Source organism: Wolbachia endosymbiont (group A) of Lypha dubia (assembly GCF_964028575.1).
GTDB classification, from domain to species: Bacteria; Pseudomonadota; Alphaproteobacteria; order Rickettsiales; family Anaplasmataceae; genus Wolbachia; species Wolbachia pipientis.
In genome coordinates, this window is the sequence record NZ_OZ034796.1 from 1,213,287 (window position 1) to 1,231,648 (window position 18,362).

Below are 18,362 nucleotides of genomic sequence, written 5' to 3' on the forward strand. Positions count from 1 at the left end.
ATAGATTTTAAATTATTATCAACACAAAAGACCTTTTGCGCCCCACTTAAGTTGCAACTTAACCCCAACCATCTTCACAATGATACCCTACCTACGTTTCTACTCTCTGCCACCTTCTCAATAGAACTTATAGGACTTATGTTGAAAGATAAATCATTATCACAATTTTCTTCATCGCTATCAAGTCCACTATCAACGCTTAAAGATCTGAGTAATGTTGTCTTCTCTCTCAGTGGAACATAAGACTCATTATCAACGCTTGAAGATTTGGATAACCTTTTCTTCTGTCGTGGAGCATTACCAGACTCATTAGAAATTTCTCCCGTTAATTGATTGTTGGAGCTCCTTTGTTCATCAGCACGAATTTTTTCTTCCAGTCCATCAAGCATTCCTACCAATTCATCACCCCATTCATTTTCTTCTTCTAATAATTGTTTACACTTTTCTTTCTCACGCTCTAGCTCGTTTCTTAACTCTTCGACTTTATCTTCATCTTTAGTGAGTTCAAGTGTAAGCACCTTATCTCCTGGAAATTCCTCGTACTCGTTTTCTAGTTCTTCAATGTTGAGTTTTAGTCTCTCTTCTCCAAGTGTATCTTATATCTTGTAAAAAGCATCTAGTGTTTTAAGCTTAAGCATTAGGTGGAGAAGGGAAGAACTCTGAATCGTAACTTAGATATAAAATCTGTTTACAAGATAAGAGCCCCCTTCTCAAAAGTTTAGGCTGGACGGTATCATAGAAAGACCTCAATGGTTCTAATTCTGTATTCATAAGGTAAGCCTTACTTTTCATTTTAAATAGTAACGTATGGAGTTATATATGATCAACAACTTTCTTGGTATAGATGTTTCAAAAGAACGCTTTGATGTTTTTCTTTCGTTTATAAGTAAAAAAGGAAAACGTGAAGCTAGGAAAAGGAAATTTAAAAATGATGATACTGGATTTCAAGGTCTGCTGGACTTTCTACAAAAACATAACGTAGAAAAAGTAAAAGCTTGCATGGAATCCACCGGTTGTTATAGTGAAGCTTTAGCTGAATTCCTTTACAAGGCTGGATATTTTGTTAGTGTTGTAAACCCAGCTCGCATAAATTTTTATGCAAAAAGTAAGCTCGCACGGCAAAAGAATGACCAGTCTGATGCAGAGATTATTGCTGATTATTGTCAAAGACAAGAACCTACTCGTTGGACACCACCTTCTCCTGAAATGAAAAAATTAAAACATCTTTATCGTTGCTCGGTTGCGTTAAAAGACGAGTTAACATTAGTAAATAACCACTTAGAAAAAAAAGAGAGACTGCCTGAAGAAGTTGCAAATGCTTGGGAAGACCTTGCAATGAATATAACTCAAAAAATAGAAACAATAAAAAACTCCGTACGTGAACTATTAAATCAACACAAAGAATTGTTGGAAAATTTTCAACTTCTATTGACTATTCCAGGCATAGGAGAAGAATCAGCAATAGCTATTTTAGCTGAAGTTTCTGACATAGAGGCTTTTAGAGATGCCAGGCAATTGGCGGCGTATGCAGGTGTTATACCACGAAATATGACGTCAGGTTCCTCTGTATATGCCAAGCCTAAGCTAAGTAAGTCAGGTTCACGGACATTGCGTAAGGCTCTTTATTTTCCTGCTATAGTAGCTAAAAATCACAACTCTATTATTAAGACTTACTGCGAAAGATTAAAGGAAAAAGGCAAGCATAATATGGCCGTTGTGGGAGCTGCAATGCGTAAATTACTCCATATAGTTTTTGGTGTTTTAAGTTCAAGGAAGGCTTTTAATCCAGATCATATCAAGAACTATAGAGTTAGGAGGTTTACTGAAGCTTAAAAGGAAACGTTCAAAAATGCGAGTTCTAGATTAAAAGGTTAAAGTTTATGATACTACTGTACAGAATTTATCTATTGCTTTTTGATTACATTCAATCATCGTTTGTGCTTCTTTTTTTAAACACTTGATATTTTCGTATGTTGTATTGTCCATCTCCGTTGATGCTACTTTTAGCTGCGATTGAATTCTGATATAGCTATTGTTAATAATCTGGTCTAACTGATAATTTACACAATCTAGTCCAGAGGCAAACATTACGTTTATCAATGGCTTAATCCAGGATATTTTGCCAAATCTTTTCGATCTGAGGTATTTAATGGAATGAGACGATCTGCCAGTACCGATGGAAAGAAGTACTACATCATCGTTAGGAAATAGCTTTCTGCTGCTTGCATAGCTACATGCTGCTGGATTATTGGCAAAAACTCCTCCATCTATTAATACCATTTCCTTTTGGTTGACTTTTAAATATTTAGGTGCAAAGTAAGTAGGTGCTGCAGTTGCTGCTCTCAATACATCCCTTAATTTAATAAAATTTCTATCCTCTTTCCAGCTTTTGAAGAAAAATGGGCAGTTATTGTGAATATCGTAACTCGTAATCAACACATTACTTAAAGTGTTTTTAAGGATATCATCGCCAAAATATTTATGAAGTACATACTCAATATTTTTACTGGGGTATTGTGCACCGTTAATCCAAGAAAATATTGATCTTCTTAGAAATGAAGACTTAAAAATATAAGGTCCGTACTCCTGATAAAGATTAACCAAGTCATCAGCTGAATATTGTAGCTTTCCTTTGCTATCTTTTTTACATAGTCCTGCTACAATAGTAGCACCAGTTGAAGTACCCACCAATAAATCAAAAATTTGAGAAATAGGTTTACCCGTTTTTTGCTCTATTCTGGATAATATCATTGCTGGAATAATTCCTCTTATTCCACCACCATCAATTGAGAGAATATATTTTGTCATTTGTACTAAACTTTAGATGTTTTTGAGTATCTTTATTACCTGGTTACTCAAAATTGCTGCTTGTTTTATAAGAGATAGATTCGCTGAACGTATAACTGATGCACTGCCTCTCACATTGACTTTAACAGAGTTGCTTAGTAACTTTGTAAAACAATTCTCATAAAATAAGAAGGCACAGTAAAAAATTGGTGTAACTGTGTATAAGTACGCCACACAAACTGAAAGTACTTATACACAGTTACACTAATTTATAGAAGGTATCAGCCTAAATTAAAACTTTTTGTTATTTTTTATTCTTTTTAGCTAAATAATTTGTTGACAATAAAAACGGTATCTTGTAAATCGCTATCCTGCCTATCTGATTCTTTAATCTTTTGCTCAATTTCTACTTGTACCTTATATTCCTGATCTAATTCTCTTAGCTGATCTTTCAAGCGCTCTTTCTGCTGGCGTCGTTCAACCATTATCTGTTCCGCATCTTCTCGTGCTTGATTTAGCTCTTTTTCCAAATTCTTCTTTCCTGCATTAACAATTTTCAGCTCTTCCTTTAGCTTTCTTTTTTCTTCATATACACCTTTAAGTTCTTGTGCTTTCCCTTGTAGCTCTTTTAACACACCTGCTAATTCTTCATTTTTTTGTGCCAGTTCAGTTTGCAATTCCGTGTTTTTTTGCTCCTCTTTTTCAAACCTGTCTTGTAAATTGCTATTCTGCTTCTCTAACTTTACAATTGTTTGATTAGCTTCTGCTTGGGTTGTTTCTAGTTTCTCCTGTAGTCGCTGATTTTCTTGTATTAATTCATGGTGCTTTTTATTTATCACTTGCAACCCTGCTTCTATTTCTTGCTTCAATTCAACAGCTTCTTTTTTCAAATTTGACATTTCTTGCTTCAATTCAACGTTTTTTTCGGACAGCATCTGATTATTTAAAATCAATTCATCCATTTGTTGTGAAGCAAATTCTGTCTGAGTTCCAGTGTGCTGTAAATTGACTTCCGTTTTAGTTTCGATTTGTTGTGAAGCAACTTCTGTTTGAGTTTCAGTGTGTTGTAAATTGACTTCCGTTTGAGTTGATGCATTGCTATTAATAGAAGGAGGAAGGCTATTGTCAGCATCAACTTTAGGGTCTAATTCCCCCTCTGGTTCCTCGCGATAGGCCGCTATAGACTCATTTTGAAAATTATTATTAGCAGTAGGTACAACATCAGCAGCCTTACCTTTTTCTAGTACAGCATCATATAAGGAGAGACCTTGAATATATAATTCATCGTTTTGCTTTATTAATTCTAAGATCTCATCCGATAGCACAAAATCTTCATCATTAAATTTTAGTACTTCAGTTATGCCATCGCTACTCACATTCATAATCATGGTACACATTTCGGATCCATCCTTTACAGGCCAAGTGCTTTTCATTTCATAATATGCGCCCTCTTTAAATTCATAATATCTTTCCTTACCTTTCCGATGAGCGTGTATTTCATGTTTTTTATTGCAATAGATATTCAGCTCTTTAATATCTTTCTCTTGCTGTAAAATGTCACTAATCCTGGTTTGCTCACTTCTATTGTAATTAATAAGATTGATATTCAAAACTCTATGAGTGTTATCAGTTTCTGTGTAATAAGCTCGAAACTCTACGCCTTTCTCTCCAAGATATTTACTTGCAGCTTCTTTTCCCTGCTCTGCCCACTTTATGCATTTATCTATATCTTCCTTAAAGCTCTTATTAGCAGACTCTGTTACTGCTTTATCTATGTACGTTTTTTTAAAATCTCCATCATTTATTAGGTCATAAAAACTCCACTTATCCCCAAAAGCCCTCTGCACGTAAGTGAAATTCTTTTTTTCCTTTAGTTTTCCTAAGAACCACACCTTTTCTTTCAGATTTTTCAGTTGAAAGCTTACCCTTGCCTTTACACTAGAGTTTTTGGCAGGAATACTAACTTCTTCTAATTCTTTAAGTAATTTGTTATTTTTTATAATTGAGGAGCAAAACTTTACAATAGCAGAATTTGCAAACGAAGGATCTTTTTTTATATCTTCATCAATAATTTCTTTAAAGCGTGCAAATTGAGGTAGAACATAAAAATTGATTATTTCTTTTTCTGATCTTGTTTTATTAGCATAAGAGATATCACCTAATTGTGAATATAACTCTTTTAATGTATAGTAGATAAGCGTAGAGTAATAAACCTCCCCATTCAGTGAAGTTGGTCCAATACACTTTTCAAGTTGATCACCTGTTTTTCCTGCCTCTGCTGTTTTTTCTTCTTTAGCCAAACTTCCAATCATAATACACCTCCTTAACTATATTTATATTATACCAATTAACATATATTAAAAGAAATCAAACTGTATAACCTCGCCCTACACTAACTTTTATGATTACTTAATTGTGTAAAAATAACTGCAAGTGTTAAACTTGAGCTTTTATTTTTCATTATACATTTCTTACTACATGTTTATACTGCTGTCTTGCATAATAGACTATTCGAAGTTACACAAGTATTTTTTTTATTAGATAAGAGTTAGTAAGAGCCTGTTCATAATTTTTTCAGAAGTAAGGCAGTGAAAGCCAGAACTACCATTTGTAGGCTAGTATTGAGTTTTCGCTCACAATTTTTCCACAATCTTCTACATTTTTCTAACCAAGCAAAAGATCGCTCCACAACCCATCTTTTGGGCAATACAACAAAGGAACGTAATTCATTTCTTTTGATCACTTCAACGGTTGCACCAATAATCGTTTTTATTTGAGTTACAAAATTCTCTCCAGTATAGCCTGCATCAACCAGTACATTTTTAACTCCCGAGAGGTTTTCTTTTGCATTTTCGACCATTCTCACAGCACTGCTACGGTCAGTTATCTCTGCTGTTGTTGTATAAATTGCATGCTTGCGTATCTACTGCAATACGGCCCTGAAATCTTCTTGCCTGCATCATAGCTTCAGCAGTATCTGCATTTTTTATACTCTGTGCATCAATTATGCAGAAGCTTTTCCGACCATTGTTTTGTCGCAATTATTTTTTTTTAATACCAGCTCCAGAACACTTTCTTTATTTACATCTGGTTTTTCACTCCACTTCTTAAAATAGTCGTAACAATTGCGCCATTTTGGGAACTCTTTTGATACCATTCTCCACTGGCAACCACTTTTTAACACGTATAACACTCCACAAAATATATCATGTAAATCAAGTGTTCTTGGTTTTGTCTTCTTTCTGCAAGATTCCAGATCTGCTACAATAATCTCAAACTTTTCTCGACTTATGTCACTTGGTTATAAACTTCGCATATCCTACTTTATATACTTTATCCTCTCACTTTATCTCTTTTTTGAGATTACGTACAGGCTCTAAGATACAAAGACGTTTTCAGAAATCTTTAAGCTTAATAACATCCTCTCTCTTTGGACTAGTTGAGATTAGATGAATTGGTACACCTATTAATTTTTCTAACCCTTCTATATATTTTATTAAATTGATAGGCAATGTTTCAATCGACCTTTTACCTTGAGTGTTTTCTTTCCAGCCAGGAAACTCTTCATATATTGGCTCTAATTCCCCTTGTATTGAATGCGATGCGGGTAAATAATCATACATTTTTCCGCTATACTTGTAACCAGTGCATATTTTAATTGTATCAAAAGAATTAAGCACATCTAATTTGGTTAATACAATGCTTGAAACTCCAGAGAGTTGTACGGCCTGGCGCACTAAAACTGCATCGAACCATCCGCAACGCCTTCTTCTATTGCTCACTGTTCCAAGTTCCTTACCTATAGTAAACAAGCTATCTCCTACTTCATTTTTCTGCTCAGTAGGAAATGGGCCATTGCCCACTCTTGTTGTATAAGCTTTTACCACACCAATAATGTAAGCATTGGAGGATAACCCTGAGCCTGTTATTGCTTGCGATGCTACAGTATTACTTGAAGTAACAAAAGGGTAAGTTCCGTGGTCGATATCTAAAAATGCGCCTTGGGCACCTTCAAATATTATTTTCTTACCTTCTTTCATCAAGTCATTTAATATCTTCCACACAGGTTTTTTATATGAAAGAATTTTTTCTGAAATCTCTTGAATTTCCTTTAATATTTCTTCTTTTTTAACCACCTGGTAGTTAAGGCCTTTCCTGATAGCATTGTGGTAATTCAAAAGAGTATCCACTCTTTTATTGAGCTCATCTGCGTTTTCTAAGTCACAAAGGCGTATAGCTCTCCTTCCAACTTTATCTTCATAACATGGCCCTATCCCTTTGTTTGTTGTACCAATTTTGTGATTTCCATTTAAATCTTCAAATAGCTTTTCCTTGTCCTTATGTATGCTAAGTATTAATGGACAGCTCTCGGATACCATCAAGTTGTTATAGTTTACGTCTACTCCTTTAACTTTCAATGACTCTATTTCTGAGATTAGAGCGTGTGGATCAAGAGCAACGCCATTTCCTATGATAGATATTTTGCCTGGCCTCAAAACAGCAGAGGGCAGTAAATTTAATTTATAAACCTCATCATCTACTACTATAGTGTGCCCTGCATTATTTCCTCCCTGAAATCTCACAACTACATCTGCATTCTCAGAAAGATAATCTACTATTTTACCCTTGCCTTCGTCACCCCATTGCAGACCAACAATTACAATGTTATTCATCATTATTTTCTAGATTAATACATAAATATTAATGCAGTACGCTACAAATGGAAAGAGAAATCTACGCCTTTCCTACACCCCTTAAATAAAGAAATATACTGTCGATTTTCTTAATATATTACCAAATTATTCATCATTATATGATATAACTTACAGCATATTTACAGTAAGGTGTTATTTATGAAAGAGACAAAAGGAAAAAATAATAAGAGTCCAGTAGTTAGATTAAAGGCCACAGCTAAAGAGTTCAATTTTAGTAAATTAAGAGCAGATCAAGATAATAAATTAGCGAATTCCGGTGAAACAATGTTCTTAGATTTTCAAAGGATGAATTTTATTATTAACGGAAAAGAAATAGATAAAAATCTTATTATTGCATTTAAGGAAGGAGCTAAGCACCGCAAAAGCGAACTTTTTAATAGTGATGATATATATAATGACGAAATATTTAACAAAAAAGGAACAAGAGAAATAGATACGGATCATGGCAAAGCTTTTGTTGCTTCAGTACTCGAAGATATTGAGAAAGAGCTTGTAAGTAATGCATTGGGTGAGCTATGGAAAAATCACTGTGAAAATTCCAAAACTGCCAATCATCAAAAAACCGATTCATATAAGAAAGAATTTGAAGAATTTTACAATGCTGGCCAAAGGTATATCCATCTATTACCAACAGAGAAAGATGAAAACAAGGATTACCGTTCCTTTGCAAAAGAAGTTTTCAAAAAAATGTTCAGATACGCTGGGGCAGAAGTTCCAAGTGATGCTATTTTAGAAGAGCTAGTTACCAATTGTAATCAAGCAGGGTATGAGGCTGCTCCATTTATACAAACCCAACTTGCACTTGGACAGTCGTTCATAGTAGAAAATCCTAAAAAAGTAATAAATATTGATTGTGCTAACCAAAATAATGTGAGAATTAGATCTGATATGAGGCTACCAATACTCTCTGTTAAAAATCAAGTTATGCATGGCGATAAGATATGTAATCTGTCTAGTTCATTGGAATTTACAATTGAATCTCACAATGGTGAAGACTTTGTAACATACAGAGATGGTAAATTGTCACTTACTATTCCTAAAGAGTTAAAAAATTATAAAGATAATGGCAAGAGCTTGTTTGACATTATTAAAGAATATTTTCAGAAATTCTGTGCAAAATTAGGATTTAAACCTGAGACAAAAATACAAATAGAGCATGGCTTCGGTGCTCAAAGTAACTATTTAGATGGTACAATATCAACCACAGGATCAGATGCAAATGAAGAATTTATCAATCTTTTAAGCGAAAATCTCAGAGAGAGGTTATTGGGGTCAGGAGTTGCTCTAGAAGATGAAGATGTTGATGATGTTGTTGAAGTCAGAGTATCTACCGTTATAGATCTATTGAGTGATTATGCTAAATTGGAAGATAATAAAGAACACAGAGAGTTATTAATAAGTAAAGTAGCAGATAATTTAGGACTTTCCACTCAAGATAAAACAGCACCAGAAGTATTGATGGAATTAGGCTCTTTACCTTCTTTGACAAAAGGTCAGGTTAATCATAATCAAGTGCAGTCTGTTGTAAATACTTTTATTAAGTTAATTATTGAAGGGAAAAGCGAAGTATACAAAAAAGGAGGTGCGATTAATGCAATTGATGCAATTCATAAGGAGATAGATAAGGCAATTGTTGAGCAAGAAAAAAAAGCAACCAACAAACAAGATATAGAAAATGATAAATGGACAGATAGAATCAAAAAACAGAATTATTCTGCGGAATCACATGAACATTTACCTTAAAGATATTAGTAGGCTCTTTAAATATTTTAGAGTTCATGGTTACAACGGTTGCTATTTTACAGTGCATCTCACAACACTTTCTTCAAAAATATACATGTTAACATACCCTGGACGTACAAGATCACACTTATACCCAAGCTTTTCATAAAATACTTTCGCTTTTTGAAAATTCATGGTTGCAACGGTTGCTATTTTACAGTGCATCTCACGACCATAATCATGAACTTCTTCCATTAGCTGCTTTCCCATACCTTTTCTTCTATAATCAGAGTGCACCCAAAGCAAGTCAGTGTAAATTGAACCATAGATAACAAAACCGCTACAACCTACAATAATTTGTTCAGTATCATCGCGAATAAAAAAAGCAAATGGGTTACACGTACCTTTATCAACGGTTTCTTCATTAATCTTTTTGAGTAGGAATTCAATGTCTTTGCTACTTGGTGATGTGGTGTGTTCTATTTTCATCTCTCGGCCTAATACCGCATACTGATTTCTCTCTTTATCTTATATAAATTAATTAAGTAAAGTGAATACAGTATCCACACTACTAAAAAAAATGTGGCACAAAACATAAACATTGCAACCAGTGGCAACAGCAGGGAACTTTCTATTGCTATTCCACCTTTTCTCAAAATGCTTGCTGGCTGATGGAGAGTGGACCATAAATTCACGGAAAATTTTACTATAGGAATATTTATAGCACTAAAGATGGCAAATACTGCTGCTGATTTTTCTGCCCTCGCTTCATTATCAAAAGCGCTCCACAATGAAAGGTAGCCAACATATAGGAAAAATAAAATCAGCATTGAAGTAAGCCTTGCATCCCATACCCACCAAGTGCCCCAGGTTCCTTTTCCCCAGATGCTGCCTGTGATTAAGCATATTGCCGAAAAGACTGTCCCTGCAGGAGCAGCAGCATGTGCCAAGACACTAGCAATGCTATTGTTCCATACCAATGAAATGAAACCAAGTGATGCAATTAATCCATATATTCCAAGAGCAAGCCATGCAGAAGGCACATGAATGTACATGATTCGTACAATTTCTCCTTGTTTATAATCTTCTGGAGAGAAGAATAACGCCAAAGACATTCCAATTAAAAAACATGCGAAACAAATAACCCCAAGCCAAGGTAGAGCTTTCTTAGAAAAATAAGAGAAATTTGTAGGCTTTAATAAAAACATTCGTTTTGAGAATAATTGTGTTAAGAATTTACCAATTAGTTTGAGTTTTATCAACAGGATAGTTTTTCTATATTTACGTAGGTCAACAAATTAGCATAATTTCAGTAGCAGATTGCTAGCTATTATTTTTAGTATATGACCCTTAAAAAGCTTAATCTACACTTAGTATCAGATTCAAGTGGTGAAACTGTTATATCAGTTGCAAAATCAGCTCTGAAACACTTTCGTTCTGTAGAAACGATCGAATATGTTTGGTCTTTTGTAAAAGGAGAAGAGCAGATTGACAAAATTCTGGAGGAAATTAATAGGAAAAGTGATGAGCATAATTTTGTTATATGCACTATTACTGATGATGAGCTAAGAAAATATCTAAAAGATAACTGTATAAAGTTGAAAATTCCCTATAGAGCAATATTATCACATATTATTAGAGAAATTTCGTCTTATCTTGAAATTGAAAAAGACGAAAAGCTTGACTTGCATACTGAGATAAATAACGAATATTTTCAGCGCATTGAGGCAATAAACTACACTATTAATCATGATGATGGACAAAATATTCAAGATATTGATAAAGCAGATATAATTTTGGTTGGAGTTTCACGTACATCAAAATCTCCCACCAGTACGTATTTAGCTTACCGAGGCTATAAAGTTGCAAATATTCCTTTTGTTAGTGGAGTACCCTTTTATGTTGACTTGGCAAAATTAAAAAATAAACTAACGATAGGGGTAACAATAGACGTAAGTAGGCTAATAGAAATACGCAAAAATAGACTTACTTCAATTAACAACGAAGATAATAATATATATGCTAACCCTGAGAAAGTAGAAAAGGAAATTAAAGAAGCAGAGGAGCTCTTTAAACAGAATAACTGGCCAATTATCGATGTCACGCAAAAGTCGATCGAAGAAGTATCAGCAACAATTATACAATATTTTAATAAAATGTTATCAATTGACTAACTCTTGATAAGTGATTATAATGTAAAGTAATTTAATTCTTACTATAGATATGAAAGTCAAAGGGTCGCTAAAATCTCATCGTAACAGAGATAAAAATTGTAAAGTTGTGAAAAGGGGTGGTAAGATTTACATTATAAATAAGGTAAAGCCAAGGTGTAAAGCGCGTCAAGGTTCTTAGCTTTTTGTTCACCTTTTCATGTTATATATTTTTTATATGTGAAAGTACGGTGCTTATATCTAAAAAGAAGCAAAAGTTACTGTGTTTAAGCGCAGCCTTACTCATTTCTTCCCTTACATTATATTTCAGCATTAGCACAATTACAGGTAAACGTGGCTTATTGACGTTAATCGATTTAAAAAAAGAAATCGAGTACAATAAACTTTTGCTAAAGGATGTCTCTTCTGAAAAGGAAAAGTTGGACAACAAAGTATTTGGCTTATATGAAAAAAGCTTAGATTTAGATCTGCTTGATGAGCAAGCAAAAAATGCTTTAGGTTATGTGAACCCTAATGAACTTATGGTTGTTCTTGACGTGGAATAGCAGTAGTGACCTTACCCAGAAAAAGTGGAGAGAAAGAAAAGAGTTTTTTTGGGTAAAATAAAATTTTGGAGGATTAGAAATGGTAAGAGAATATACAGCAGAATTCAAATTGGAAGCTGTTAAACTGGCAAATGAACAAAGAAAGGTAGGTCAACCAGTTGCAAAAGTAGCAAGAGATCTAGGAATAAGGGATAGTGTATTAGGAAAATGGATAAAGAAACACAACGAAAAAAAGTCAGCAGCAGATGCATTTCCAGGTAGAGGTAACATGGCTCCTTACGACAAAGAGAGGTTTGATTTACAAAGCAAGAGTAACAAGGGAAAGAGACATTTTAAAAAAAGCCCTGGCCAGTCAAAAAGAGTAAAATATTTTTTTATATAGTAACTGCTATAAAGTACAGGAATTATGTAGGATTTTCTGCTAGTGGCTACTATAAGTGGACCACAAGAAAAATAAGCAGTAGAGAATCAGCAAATAAAGAGTTATTAGCAGATATTCAAAAAATATATCAAGCTTCTAAATGTAGATATGGAGCTCCTAAAATTCATGCTGAATTGAAGGCTTTGGGTAAAAGTTGCAATTTGAAAACGGTGCAAAGTATTATGCAGAAAAATGACATCAGGGCTATACTGAAAAGAAAGTTTAAAATTAAAAAACAACAAACAGATAATAGAGCTGTAGCTCCCAATATACTAGATCAAAACTTTATTGTTGATCAACCAAATAAAGTATGGGATTACTTACATCAAAACCAAGGAGGGATGGCTATATTTGGCAGCAATAATTCTCACGTATGGTAGTTAATGAGTAGTGCAATAAATAAACAATTGGTTATGAACTCTTTATTAATGGCCATTAATAGGCGTAAACCTGTTAAAAATCTACTGCTGCACAGTGACCAAGGTTCACAATATACTGCGCAAGGGTATCAATATCTCTTAGCTGTAAAGAATATAGATGAGTAATAAAGGCTGTTGTTACGACAATTCTGTTGCAGAAAGCTTCTTTAGCTCATTGAAAAGAGAAATACTTATTGATACTTCACAACACTCTGCTCAACAAACTAGAACTGCAATATTTGAATACATAGAAATTTTTTATAACAAACAACGTCACTATTAACTATTGCATTCCAGAACAATTTGATGCATCATTCTTTTTGTAAAAAACATTCCAAACTTTCTCTCCACTTTTTCTGGGTAAGGTCAAAGGATCTTATGTCTTAAACCTTATCACCAGGCTTAACAAATAGGTGGCCCAATACTATTAACTTTATGGGTTTATCTTCGTTATTTGCTACTATCCAAACCCCATCGCTCTCATGATCAACAATTTCTATTGGTGCAAATACTACATAATTATTGTCATCAACAATCTTTATTCCAAGAGCACCCTCGTCACTTAAGCTCAGGGCTGAAGAAGGAACTTTATATGCAAATCTTTCGCCTGAAGGTAGCCTTACGTTGGCAGTTAGTCCCTGCAAGGATATCATTTTATTATTAGTTACCTTTACTTCTACCCTATAAGACCCAGTTTTAGGCTCAGCAATTTTACTAATAAAACTTACTTCACCTGCCAATTCTTTTCCGTCCAGCAAATTAATTTGAGCTGTGCTGCCTAGCTCTATTTTATTTACTTCATTTTCCGAAACGTATAACACTACAAGAATTTGATCGAAATTAACCACGTCAGCTATTTTTTGCCCAGCATTAACAAAATCCCCTTCGTTTGCATTGATTTTATCAATATAACCATCTATAGGAGATGTGACTGCAGTATTTTCTAAATCCAATTCTAGCCTTTTTAGGTCAGCTTTTGCACTTTGTAACGCAGTAAAAGCTGCTTCTACTTGTATTTGTGCCCCATAGCCTTTTTTATTCAGTTTGTGAGAGGAATCATACTCAATTTCACGCTGCTTTAATAAAGCTTTGGCTTTCTGAGCTTGCTCAATCCTGTCATAATCTTCTATCTTTAACACTACATCATCTCTTTTTACCTTTTCACCATCAGGTAAATAAATAGCAATAATCTTACCACTTATTTTTGAGACAAGGCTAGCTCTATGTAAGGGATTTACTGTACCAGAAAAATTTAAATATATAGTGCGGTTTTGCGGCGCACATTCTTGAGTTTTTACTGAAAAGCTACTAGTTGCATTATCACTATGAACCGCCTGATCTTTTTTTAAAAATGCACTGCTGATAAAAAACAGTAGAATAAAAGCAATACTGGAAATGATGATTACTTTATTTCTCATCTTTAAACAATAGAATTTGTTAACTAATTTTGTTAGAAACAACTGCATAAATTTTCGAATCAGAAATGTAAGTATAATACATGCACCATTGTCACTCCATAAATAATTTTATATGAGAACAAACACAAGATTTTCCTACAATAAGTAAGTTTTTTATTGCTAAAATGCAATTTTTAATCGAATAAAATTGCAAACAAAGTTGTGCATAAGACTGGATTTAAAAAAATCTTGAAAAACATACTAAAACTTTTAAATAATAACTTTATATCTAGTGGCTTTGCCTTCTCCAAGACGCTGTAAGTATTTCATCCCTAGCAGTTTCTTTGTAATTGCCTCTACTGTTCTTGGAGGAAATCCTAGAGCTTCTATAGCATCTTTTCTACTAAATTCTTTATCTGCAAGGCTAAGTGCCCATTCCCAGAAGAACAATTGTTTTCTTGATAATAAATATTCAGTATTCTCCCTCTCAAGAATATAATGCGCCTCATTTGCTTGCGTTTTGAGTACATTAAGAAAAAATATTAACCACGGGGAAATATCTTCTTTGCCACTTTTCCAGCTACTTTGTGTTTTATTAAGCGCTAAATAGTAATCAAGTTTGTTAGTTTCAATTATCTTTTCATGTGATACAATAGATACAAAATCATAACCCTGCTGCAACAGCATTAAATTAGTCATCAATCTACTAGTTCTGCCATTCCCATCTTGAAAAGGGTGTATTGCCAGATACTCAAAAACAAAGTTAGCAACAATAATAAGAGGATGCTTAAATTTATTATTTAAGGACCAGTGATACCAATCAATAAGCTCTTGTACTTCCTTTCTAACAAGGTAAGGTGGTGTGGGATCAAAAATTATACCAACAACTTTTCCATTCTGATCTTTTGCCTCAACTCTATTAGAACTTGCTTTGTATTTTCCTCTATGATACAAATCTTTTTCACTATAAAGTAGCATCTGGTTGTTAATGTGCAATATTGATGACTCACTAATTGGAATATCCGTATAATCATGAAATATTAGTTTAAGCATTTCTAAGTAGCCAGCAATTTCTTGCTCATCTCTATTTTTAAATTTTTTGACACGTAGGTTTTTATATAGATCCTCAACTTCTTTATCGGTTAGACGATTTCCTTCAATACGGTTAGAAGCGCCAGAAGATGTAACAATAACTGAATGAGTTAATCTTTCAATTGTTTGTGGTAGTAGTTTTTTCGTTATCTGCCAGCTATTTTTAACACTATCAACTGCAGTAATTAACTCGTACACTTGCTCAATTACAGGCCTTTCTAGGTTGAGACGTGTACTAAGACGAAAATTCTTCCAGTTCATATTCTTCTCACATGCATATTATGTGAGATAATGTGAGATAATGTGATAAAAGTCAATAGTAAGCTTTATATGCATAGCAGAGCTAACTACAAAAATTATACATTTTCAAGTGATCCTAACCATATCAAAAACTACAGGGCAAAGCTGTTAGAGGAAGGCTTAATTAGTTAAAAATTTCAATCTTATGTAAAATATTGTCTTATTTTGTAATTTTCTTGTTGACTAACGAGACGATATCTACTTTTCAATAAACTCCATTTGCATTTCTTGTATACTACTTTCTATTTGCTCTATTTGTTCTATTAACCTTTCTTCTAAGTCAAGATTACCGCTCAGCCTCGCTTCGGTTCTTTCTTTTCGTAATGCATTTAACTCTTTTAGTAACACTATATTATTCCACACAATTTCTGCAGATTTTCTCTCGTTCAGTTGGCTATTTAGTACACTAGTTTTTTCAAATACATACTTTATAACGTTACACTGTTTTAATTCTTGCTCTTTATCGAGTTTGCTTTTGTTACTTATTACATCAATTATACGCTGTTGTAATCTTTTCATCTCATTAGTAAATTCAAAATGAGAAAATTGCTCAAAAAATATAGGACGGTTCAAGATTTCAGGAAATTCTACGGCTATACGCAAAATTACGGCCTGATTTTGCTCTGCTTCAATTAGCTCTGGAGATTTGTTATGAAGATACTCACCTTTTGTTGCTCCAGTTTTACTATTAAAAATCTGTTTTTTGAAGCTACTTCTTAGTTCACTAGCCTTATTGTAAAAATAATCTCTGTAATACCTTCTAATACTGCTGTTGCTAATAGTATTTACATATTCCATGAACTTGTGCTCAAGAATTGAATATTTTTCCGGAGCAAGTTTTTCATAATTTTGCAAATTGCTATCGATTATGTGATGCCATAAATATTCAGAATGCAGTTTTGTTGAATGGTCAAGAGCAGTCAATACGTCTTCTTTCTTGTATTCCAGTTCGTTACATATATCGTATGGATCTTTATTACTCGGCAAAGTCACAAATTTTAACGTGTATCCAGGCTCTAATATTGGCAGAGCAAGTTCTGCAACTCGAGTAGCAGCATGACGTCCAGCACTATCGCCATCCATACAGATGGAGATTTCTTTAGCAAATCTCCATAGATTTTTTATCTGCTCTGCAGAAATTGCGGTACCAAGCGGAGCAACTGCATTACTAATTCCTGCTTGATGTAGCGCTATAGCGTCCATATATCCTTCAACAACGAGTATGTGCTGTTTTTTACGTATTTCGCTTAAAGCAAAGTTTAATCCGTATAAATTCTCCCTCTTCTTGAAGAGCTGACTCTCTGGACTGTTTAAATATTTCGGCTGTTGCTCAGAACTTAGCGCACGTCCGCCAAAACCAATAACTCTCCCTGCAATGCTCTGTATAGGAAATATCAGCCGGTCATAAAAATAATCATGAAAATTTTTGTTTACTAATCCAATATCAATTAAAATTTTGTCTTCAATACCTGAAGAGTTTAAATACTCTTTCAAACCAGAGCTTGGTGCATAACCTATCTTAAATTTATCTATGATTTTAGGTGAAATCTTACGCTGCTTTAAATAATCTACAACACTTTGATTTTTTTGTGCAAACCAATTTGCAGCTAAATCAAGCGCTAAAAATAGTTTATTGTTCTCTTTTGTAATACTAAGACTTTTGGGCAGTTCAACACCTGTAACCGATGCTAATCTTTCCAATGCTTCTTTAAAGCTTAATCCTTCAGTTTGTGAAATAAATTCAAATGCATCACCACTAGCTAAGCAACCAAAACAGTAATATAACCCCTTAGTATTGCTCACCGAAAAAGATGGGGTTTTTTCGTTATGAAATGGACAGAGCCCAACAAAACTATCTCCTCTTTTTATTAATCTGACTTTTTTACCTACTAGGTCGGATAATAATAATTTTGATTTTATAATATCTATATGATCCATCTTGTTAAATTAGTAGTAGGATAAAAATTATATAGAATTTATACACATCTGACTCGAAATTTATTTCTATAACTAAAGCAATTTAGATTTACCGACAATGTAGCTATACAAATTCAAGAGCAATCCTGTCATCCAGGTAGCCCACAGAAACAAAAAACTTCCTTGACAAACCTCGCCAGCGCCCTTATCATGAAACTGAAGCTATTTATTTATCTTCTCTGTACAGATTAAATGACAAAAAAACTCACGTATCTGGCGTCTCATGTTTAATTTTTTGCACTATGTGCACTCTATGTCTTTATCAAATTTCTGGGTTTTTACCTACACAAGCTGAAATACGCTTATAAAGCATTTAAAACATTAAAAAACGCCAACTTAAAAAATGGATAGTGAATAACTAGCTACCCTAGGGTTTCTTTTGCCTTTTTTTCTGTTTAGTAAATTTCTTAACGTTTATAATTTAGATTAGTTGCGGCTTAAAAGCAGCTAAATCGCGGTTATTAAGTGTTTAGAATAAAAAAACGCCATACTTGAAAGTATAATGTAAGTAATTAGCCAACCACGGGGCTTCTTTTGCCTTTTTTTTCGTTTGGTAAATTTCTTAATATTTATACAGAAGGTGTCATTCCAGTGCTTGACACTGGAATCCAGTTCTTATTATACAGCTATCTGGTGTACTTATTTAAAATTAAGTTTTCTGGATCTCAGTGCCAAAGCACTGGGATGACACCCTTCCTGGCGGAGATTATTCTCAAATCACAATGTTCGTACAGTTGTGGAATGAATTGCGGTATGACGTAGGAAAACCTTAGCTATAGCTTTAGAACTCCCAAAAGGTCAGAAGCATTGAATGAC

General features: G+C 33.8%; 18 protein-coding genes and 2 pseudogenes. 9 read left to right on the plus strand and 11 right to left on the minus strand.

Annotated elements, in window-relative coordinates:
• Window positions 1–74: 74 nt before the first annotated feature.
• On the minus strand, window positions 75–518 hold the full coding sequence (locus ABWU72_RS06105) for a hypothetical protein (protein WP_353283976.1): 444 nt from the start codon (window positions 516–518) through the stop codon (window positions 75–77).
• 301 nt (window positions 519–819) lie between these two features.
• Here ABWU72_RS06105 and ABWU72_RS06110 point away from each other — a divergent pair, with 301 nt between their 5' ends.
• Complete coding sequence (locus ABWU72_RS06110) at window positions 820–1,833, plus strand: IS110 family transposase (RefSeq protein ID WP_353283879.1); 1,014 nt, start codon at window positions 820–822, stop codon at window positions 1,831–1,833.
• Window positions 1,834–1,878: 45 nt separating this feature from the next.
• Here ABWU72_RS06110 and ABWU72_RS06115 read toward each other — a convergent pair whose 3' ends face one another.
• The 4 genes and pseudogenes from ABWU72_RS06115 to ABWU72_RS06130 form a co-directional block, all read right to left on the minus strand.
• Entirely contained in the window at window positions 1,879–2,808 is a 930-nt protein-coding gene (locus ABWU72_RS06115; RefSeq protein WP_264735396.1) for a patatin-like phospholipase family protein, read from the minus strand.
• A gap of 299 nt (window positions 2,809–3,107) precedes the next feature.
• Complete coding sequence (locus ABWU72_RS06120) at window positions 3,108–5,099, minus strand: hypothetical protein (RefSeq protein ID WP_353283977.1); 1,992 nt, start codon at window positions 5,097–5,099, stop codon at window positions 3,108–3,110.
• A gap of 251 nt (window positions 5,100–5,350) precedes the next feature.
• Window positions 5,351–6,079, minus strand: a pseudogene (locus tag ABWU72_RS06125) (IS5 family transposase).
• Window positions 6,080–6,182: 103 nt separating this feature from the next.
• Window positions 6,183–7,460: an adenylosuccinate synthase gene (locus ABWU72_RS06130; RefSeq protein ID WP_070357042.1), complete on the minus strand. Its 1,278-nt coding sequence runs from the start codon at window positions 7,458–7,460 to the stop codon at window positions 6,183–6,185.
• A 180-nt stretch (window positions 7,461–7,640) separates the two neighbouring features.
• On the opposite strand from ABWU72_RS06130, the gene ABWU72_RS06135 reads away from it, so the two are divergent.
• Window positions 7,641–9,245, plus strand: coding sequence for a hypothetical protein (locus ABWU72_RS06135; RefSeq protein ID WP_174515883.1), 1,605 nt, complete (start codon window positions 7,641–7,643; stop codon window positions 9,243–9,245).
• A gap of 51 nt (window positions 9,246–9,296) precedes the next feature.
• Here the strand turns inward: ABWU72_RS06135 and ABWU72_RS06140 are convergent, their stop codons facing one another.
• Both ABWU72_RS06140 and ccmC read right to left on the minus strand, forming a co-directional pair.
• Window positions 9,297–9,713, minus strand: a complete 417-nt coding sequence (locus ABWU72_RS06140) for a GNAT family N-acetyltransferase (protein ID WP_083250453.1) — start codon at window positions 9,711–9,713, stop codon at window positions 9,297–9,299.
• Window positions 9,714–9,721: 8 nt separating this feature from the next.
• A complete protein-coding gene (gene ccmC, locus ABWU72_RS06145; RefSeq protein ID WP_010962525.1) occupies window positions 9,722–10,432 on the minus strand; it encodes a heme ABC transporter permease CcmC in 711 nt (236 codons plus the stop codon).
• 135 nt (window positions 10,433–10,567) lie between these two features.
• Between ccmC and ABWU72_RS06150 the strand changes: the two genes are divergently transcribed.
• The 7 genes from ABWU72_RS06150 to ABWU72_RS06180 all read left to right on the plus strand — a co-directional run bounded on the left by ABWU72_RS06150 (window position 10,568) and on the right by ABWU72_RS06180 (window position 13,063).
• Entirely contained in the window at window positions 10,568–11,398 is an 831-nt protein-coding gene (locus ABWU72_RS06150; protein WP_006280267.1) for a pyruvate, water dikinase regulatory protein, read from the plus strand.
• A gap of 49 nt (window positions 11,399–11,447) precedes the next feature.
• Window positions 11,448–11,576, plus strand: a complete 129-nt coding sequence (ykgO, locus tag ABWU72_RS06155; RefSeq protein ID WP_006279631.1) for a type B 50S ribosomal protein L36 — start codon at window positions 11,448–11,450, stop codon at window positions 11,574–11,576.
• Window positions 11,577–11,625: 49 nt separating this feature from the next.
• Window positions 11,626–11,940 carry an FtsB family cell division protein gene (locus ABWU72_RS06160; protein WP_010962526.1) on the plus strand — a complete coding sequence of 105 codons (315 nt, stop codon included), beginning with the start codon at window positions 11,626–11,628 and terminating at the stop codon, window positions 11,938–11,940.
• A gap of 79 nt (window positions 11,941–12,019) precedes the next feature.
• Window positions 12,020–12,322 carry a transposase gene (locus ABWU72_RS06165; RefSeq protein WP_353283978.1) on the plus strand — a complete coding sequence of 101 codons (303 nt, stop codon included), beginning with the start codon at window positions 12,020–12,022 and terminating at the stop codon, window positions 12,320–12,322.
• A gap of 71 nt (window positions 12,323–12,393) precedes the next feature.
• Window positions 12,394–12,741 (plus strand): IS3 family transposase, encoded by a 348-nt coding sequence (locus ABWU72_RS06170; RefSeq protein ID WP_213863475.1) that lies wholly within the window; start codon window positions 12,394–12,396, stop codon window positions 12,739–12,741.
• A 3-nt stretch (window positions 12,742–12,744) separates the two neighbouring features.
• Window positions 12,745–12,906 carry a DDE-type integrase/transposase/recombinase gene (locus tag ABWU72_RS06175; protein ID WP_010082071.1) on the plus strand — a complete coding sequence of 54 codons (162 nt, stop codon included), beginning with the start codon at window positions 12,745–12,747 and terminating at the stop codon, window positions 12,904–12,906.
• Window positions 12,899–13,063 carry an IS3 family transposase gene (locus tag ABWU72_RS06180; protein ID WP_010082072.1) on the plus strand — a complete coding sequence of 55 codons (165 nt, stop codon included), beginning with the start codon at window positions 12,899–12,901 and terminating at the stop codon, window positions 13,061–13,063. Before ABWU72_RS06175 ends, ABWU72_RS06180 begins: the two co-directional genes overlap by 8 nt.
• A 100-nt stretch (window positions 13,064–13,163) precedes the next feature.
• On the opposite strand, the gene ABWU72_RS06185 is transcribed toward ABWU72_RS06180, so the two are convergent.
• The 4 genes and pseudogenes from ABWU72_RS06185 to ABWU72_RS08215 all read right to left on the minus strand — a co-directional run.
• A complete protein-coding gene (locus tag ABWU72_RS06185) occupies window positions 13,164–14,246 on the minus strand; it encodes an efflux RND transporter periplasmic adaptor subunit (RefSeq protein WP_353283979.1) in 1,083 nt (360 codons plus the stop codon).
• Window positions 14,247–14,447: 201 nt separating this feature from the next.
• Entirely contained in the window at window positions 14,448–15,530 is a 1,083-nt protein-coding gene (locus ABWU72_RS06190) for a Fic family protein (protein WP_353283980.1), read from the minus strand.
• A 237-nt stretch (window positions 15,531–15,767) separates the two neighbouring features.
• Window positions 15,768–17,507, minus strand: coding sequence for a DNA primase (gene dnaG / locus ABWU72_RS06195; RefSeq protein ID WP_213863576.1), 1,740 nt, complete (start codon window positions 17,505–17,507; stop codon window positions 15,768–15,770).
• A 617-nt stretch (window positions 17,508–18,124) separates the two neighbouring features.
• Window positions 18,125–18,211: pseudogene (locus ABWU72_RS08215) on the minus strand (WPE palindromic element domain-containing protein); the annotation flags it as partial.
• Window positions 18,212–18,362 lie beyond the last annotated feature (151 nt).

Excerpts from the sequence above, each read along its gene's own strand:
- ABWU72_RS06110 (WP_353283879.1), top strand. The coding sequence starts at position 820 with ATGATCAACAACTTTCTTGGTATAGATGTTTCAAAAGAACGCTTTGAT.
- ABWU72_RS06115 (WP_264735396.1), bottom strand. The coding sequence starts at position 2,808 with ATGACAAAATATATTCTCTCAATTGATGGTGGTGGAATAAGAGGAATT.
- ABWU72_RS06120 (WP_353283977.1), bottom strand. The coding sequence starts at position 5,099 with ATGATTGGAAGTTTGGCTAAAGAAGAAAAAACAGCAGAGGCAGGAAAA.
- ABWU72_RS06130 (WP_070357042.1), bottom strand. The coding sequence starts at position 7,460 with ATGAATAACATTGTAATTGTTGGTCTGCAATGGGGTGACGAAGGCAAG.
- ABWU72_RS06135 (WP_174515883.1), top strand. The coding sequence starts at position 7,641 with ATGAAAGAGACAAAAGGAAAAAATAATAAGAGTCCAGTAGTTAGATTA.
- ABWU72_RS06140 (WP_083250453.1), bottom strand. The coding sequence starts at position 9,713 with ATGAAAATAGAACACACCACATCACCAAGTAGCAAAGACATTGAATTC.
- ccmC (WP_010962525.1), bottom strand. The coding sequence starts at position 10,432 with ATGTTTTTATTAAAGCCTACAAATTTCTCTTATTTTTCTAAGAAAGCT.
- ABWU72_RS06150 (WP_006280267.1), top strand. The coding sequence starts at position 10,568 with ATGACCCTTAAAAAGCTTAATCTACACTTAGTATCAGATTCAAGTGGT.
- ykgO (WP_006279631.1), top strand. The coding sequence starts at position 11,448 with ATGAAAGTCAAAGGGTCGCTAAAATCTCATCGTAACAGAGATAAAAAT.
- ABWU72_RS06165 (WP_353283978.1), top strand. The coding sequence starts at position 12,020 with ATGGTAAGAGAATATACAGCAGAATTCAAATTGGAAGCTGTTAAACTG.
- ABWU72_RS06175 (WP_010082071.1), top strand. The coding sequence starts at position 12,745 with ATGAGTAGTGCAATAAATAAACAATTGGTTATGAACTCTTTATTAATG.
- ABWU72_RS06180 (WP_010082072.1), top strand. The coding sequence starts at position 12,899 with ATGAGTAATAAAGGCTGTTGTTACGACAATTCTGTTGCAGAAAGCTTC.
- ABWU72_RS06185 (WP_353283979.1), bottom strand. The coding sequence starts at position 14,246 with ATGCAGTTGTTTCTAACAAAATTAGTTAACAAATTCTATTGTTTAAAG.
- ABWU72_RS06190 (WP_353283980.1), bottom strand. The coding sequence starts at position 15,530 with ATGAACTGGAAGAATTTTCGTCTTAGTACACGTCTCAACCTAGAAAGG.
- dnaG (WP_213863576.1), bottom strand. The coding sequence starts at position 17,507 with ATGGATCATATAGATATTATAAAATCAAAATTATTATTATCCGACCTA.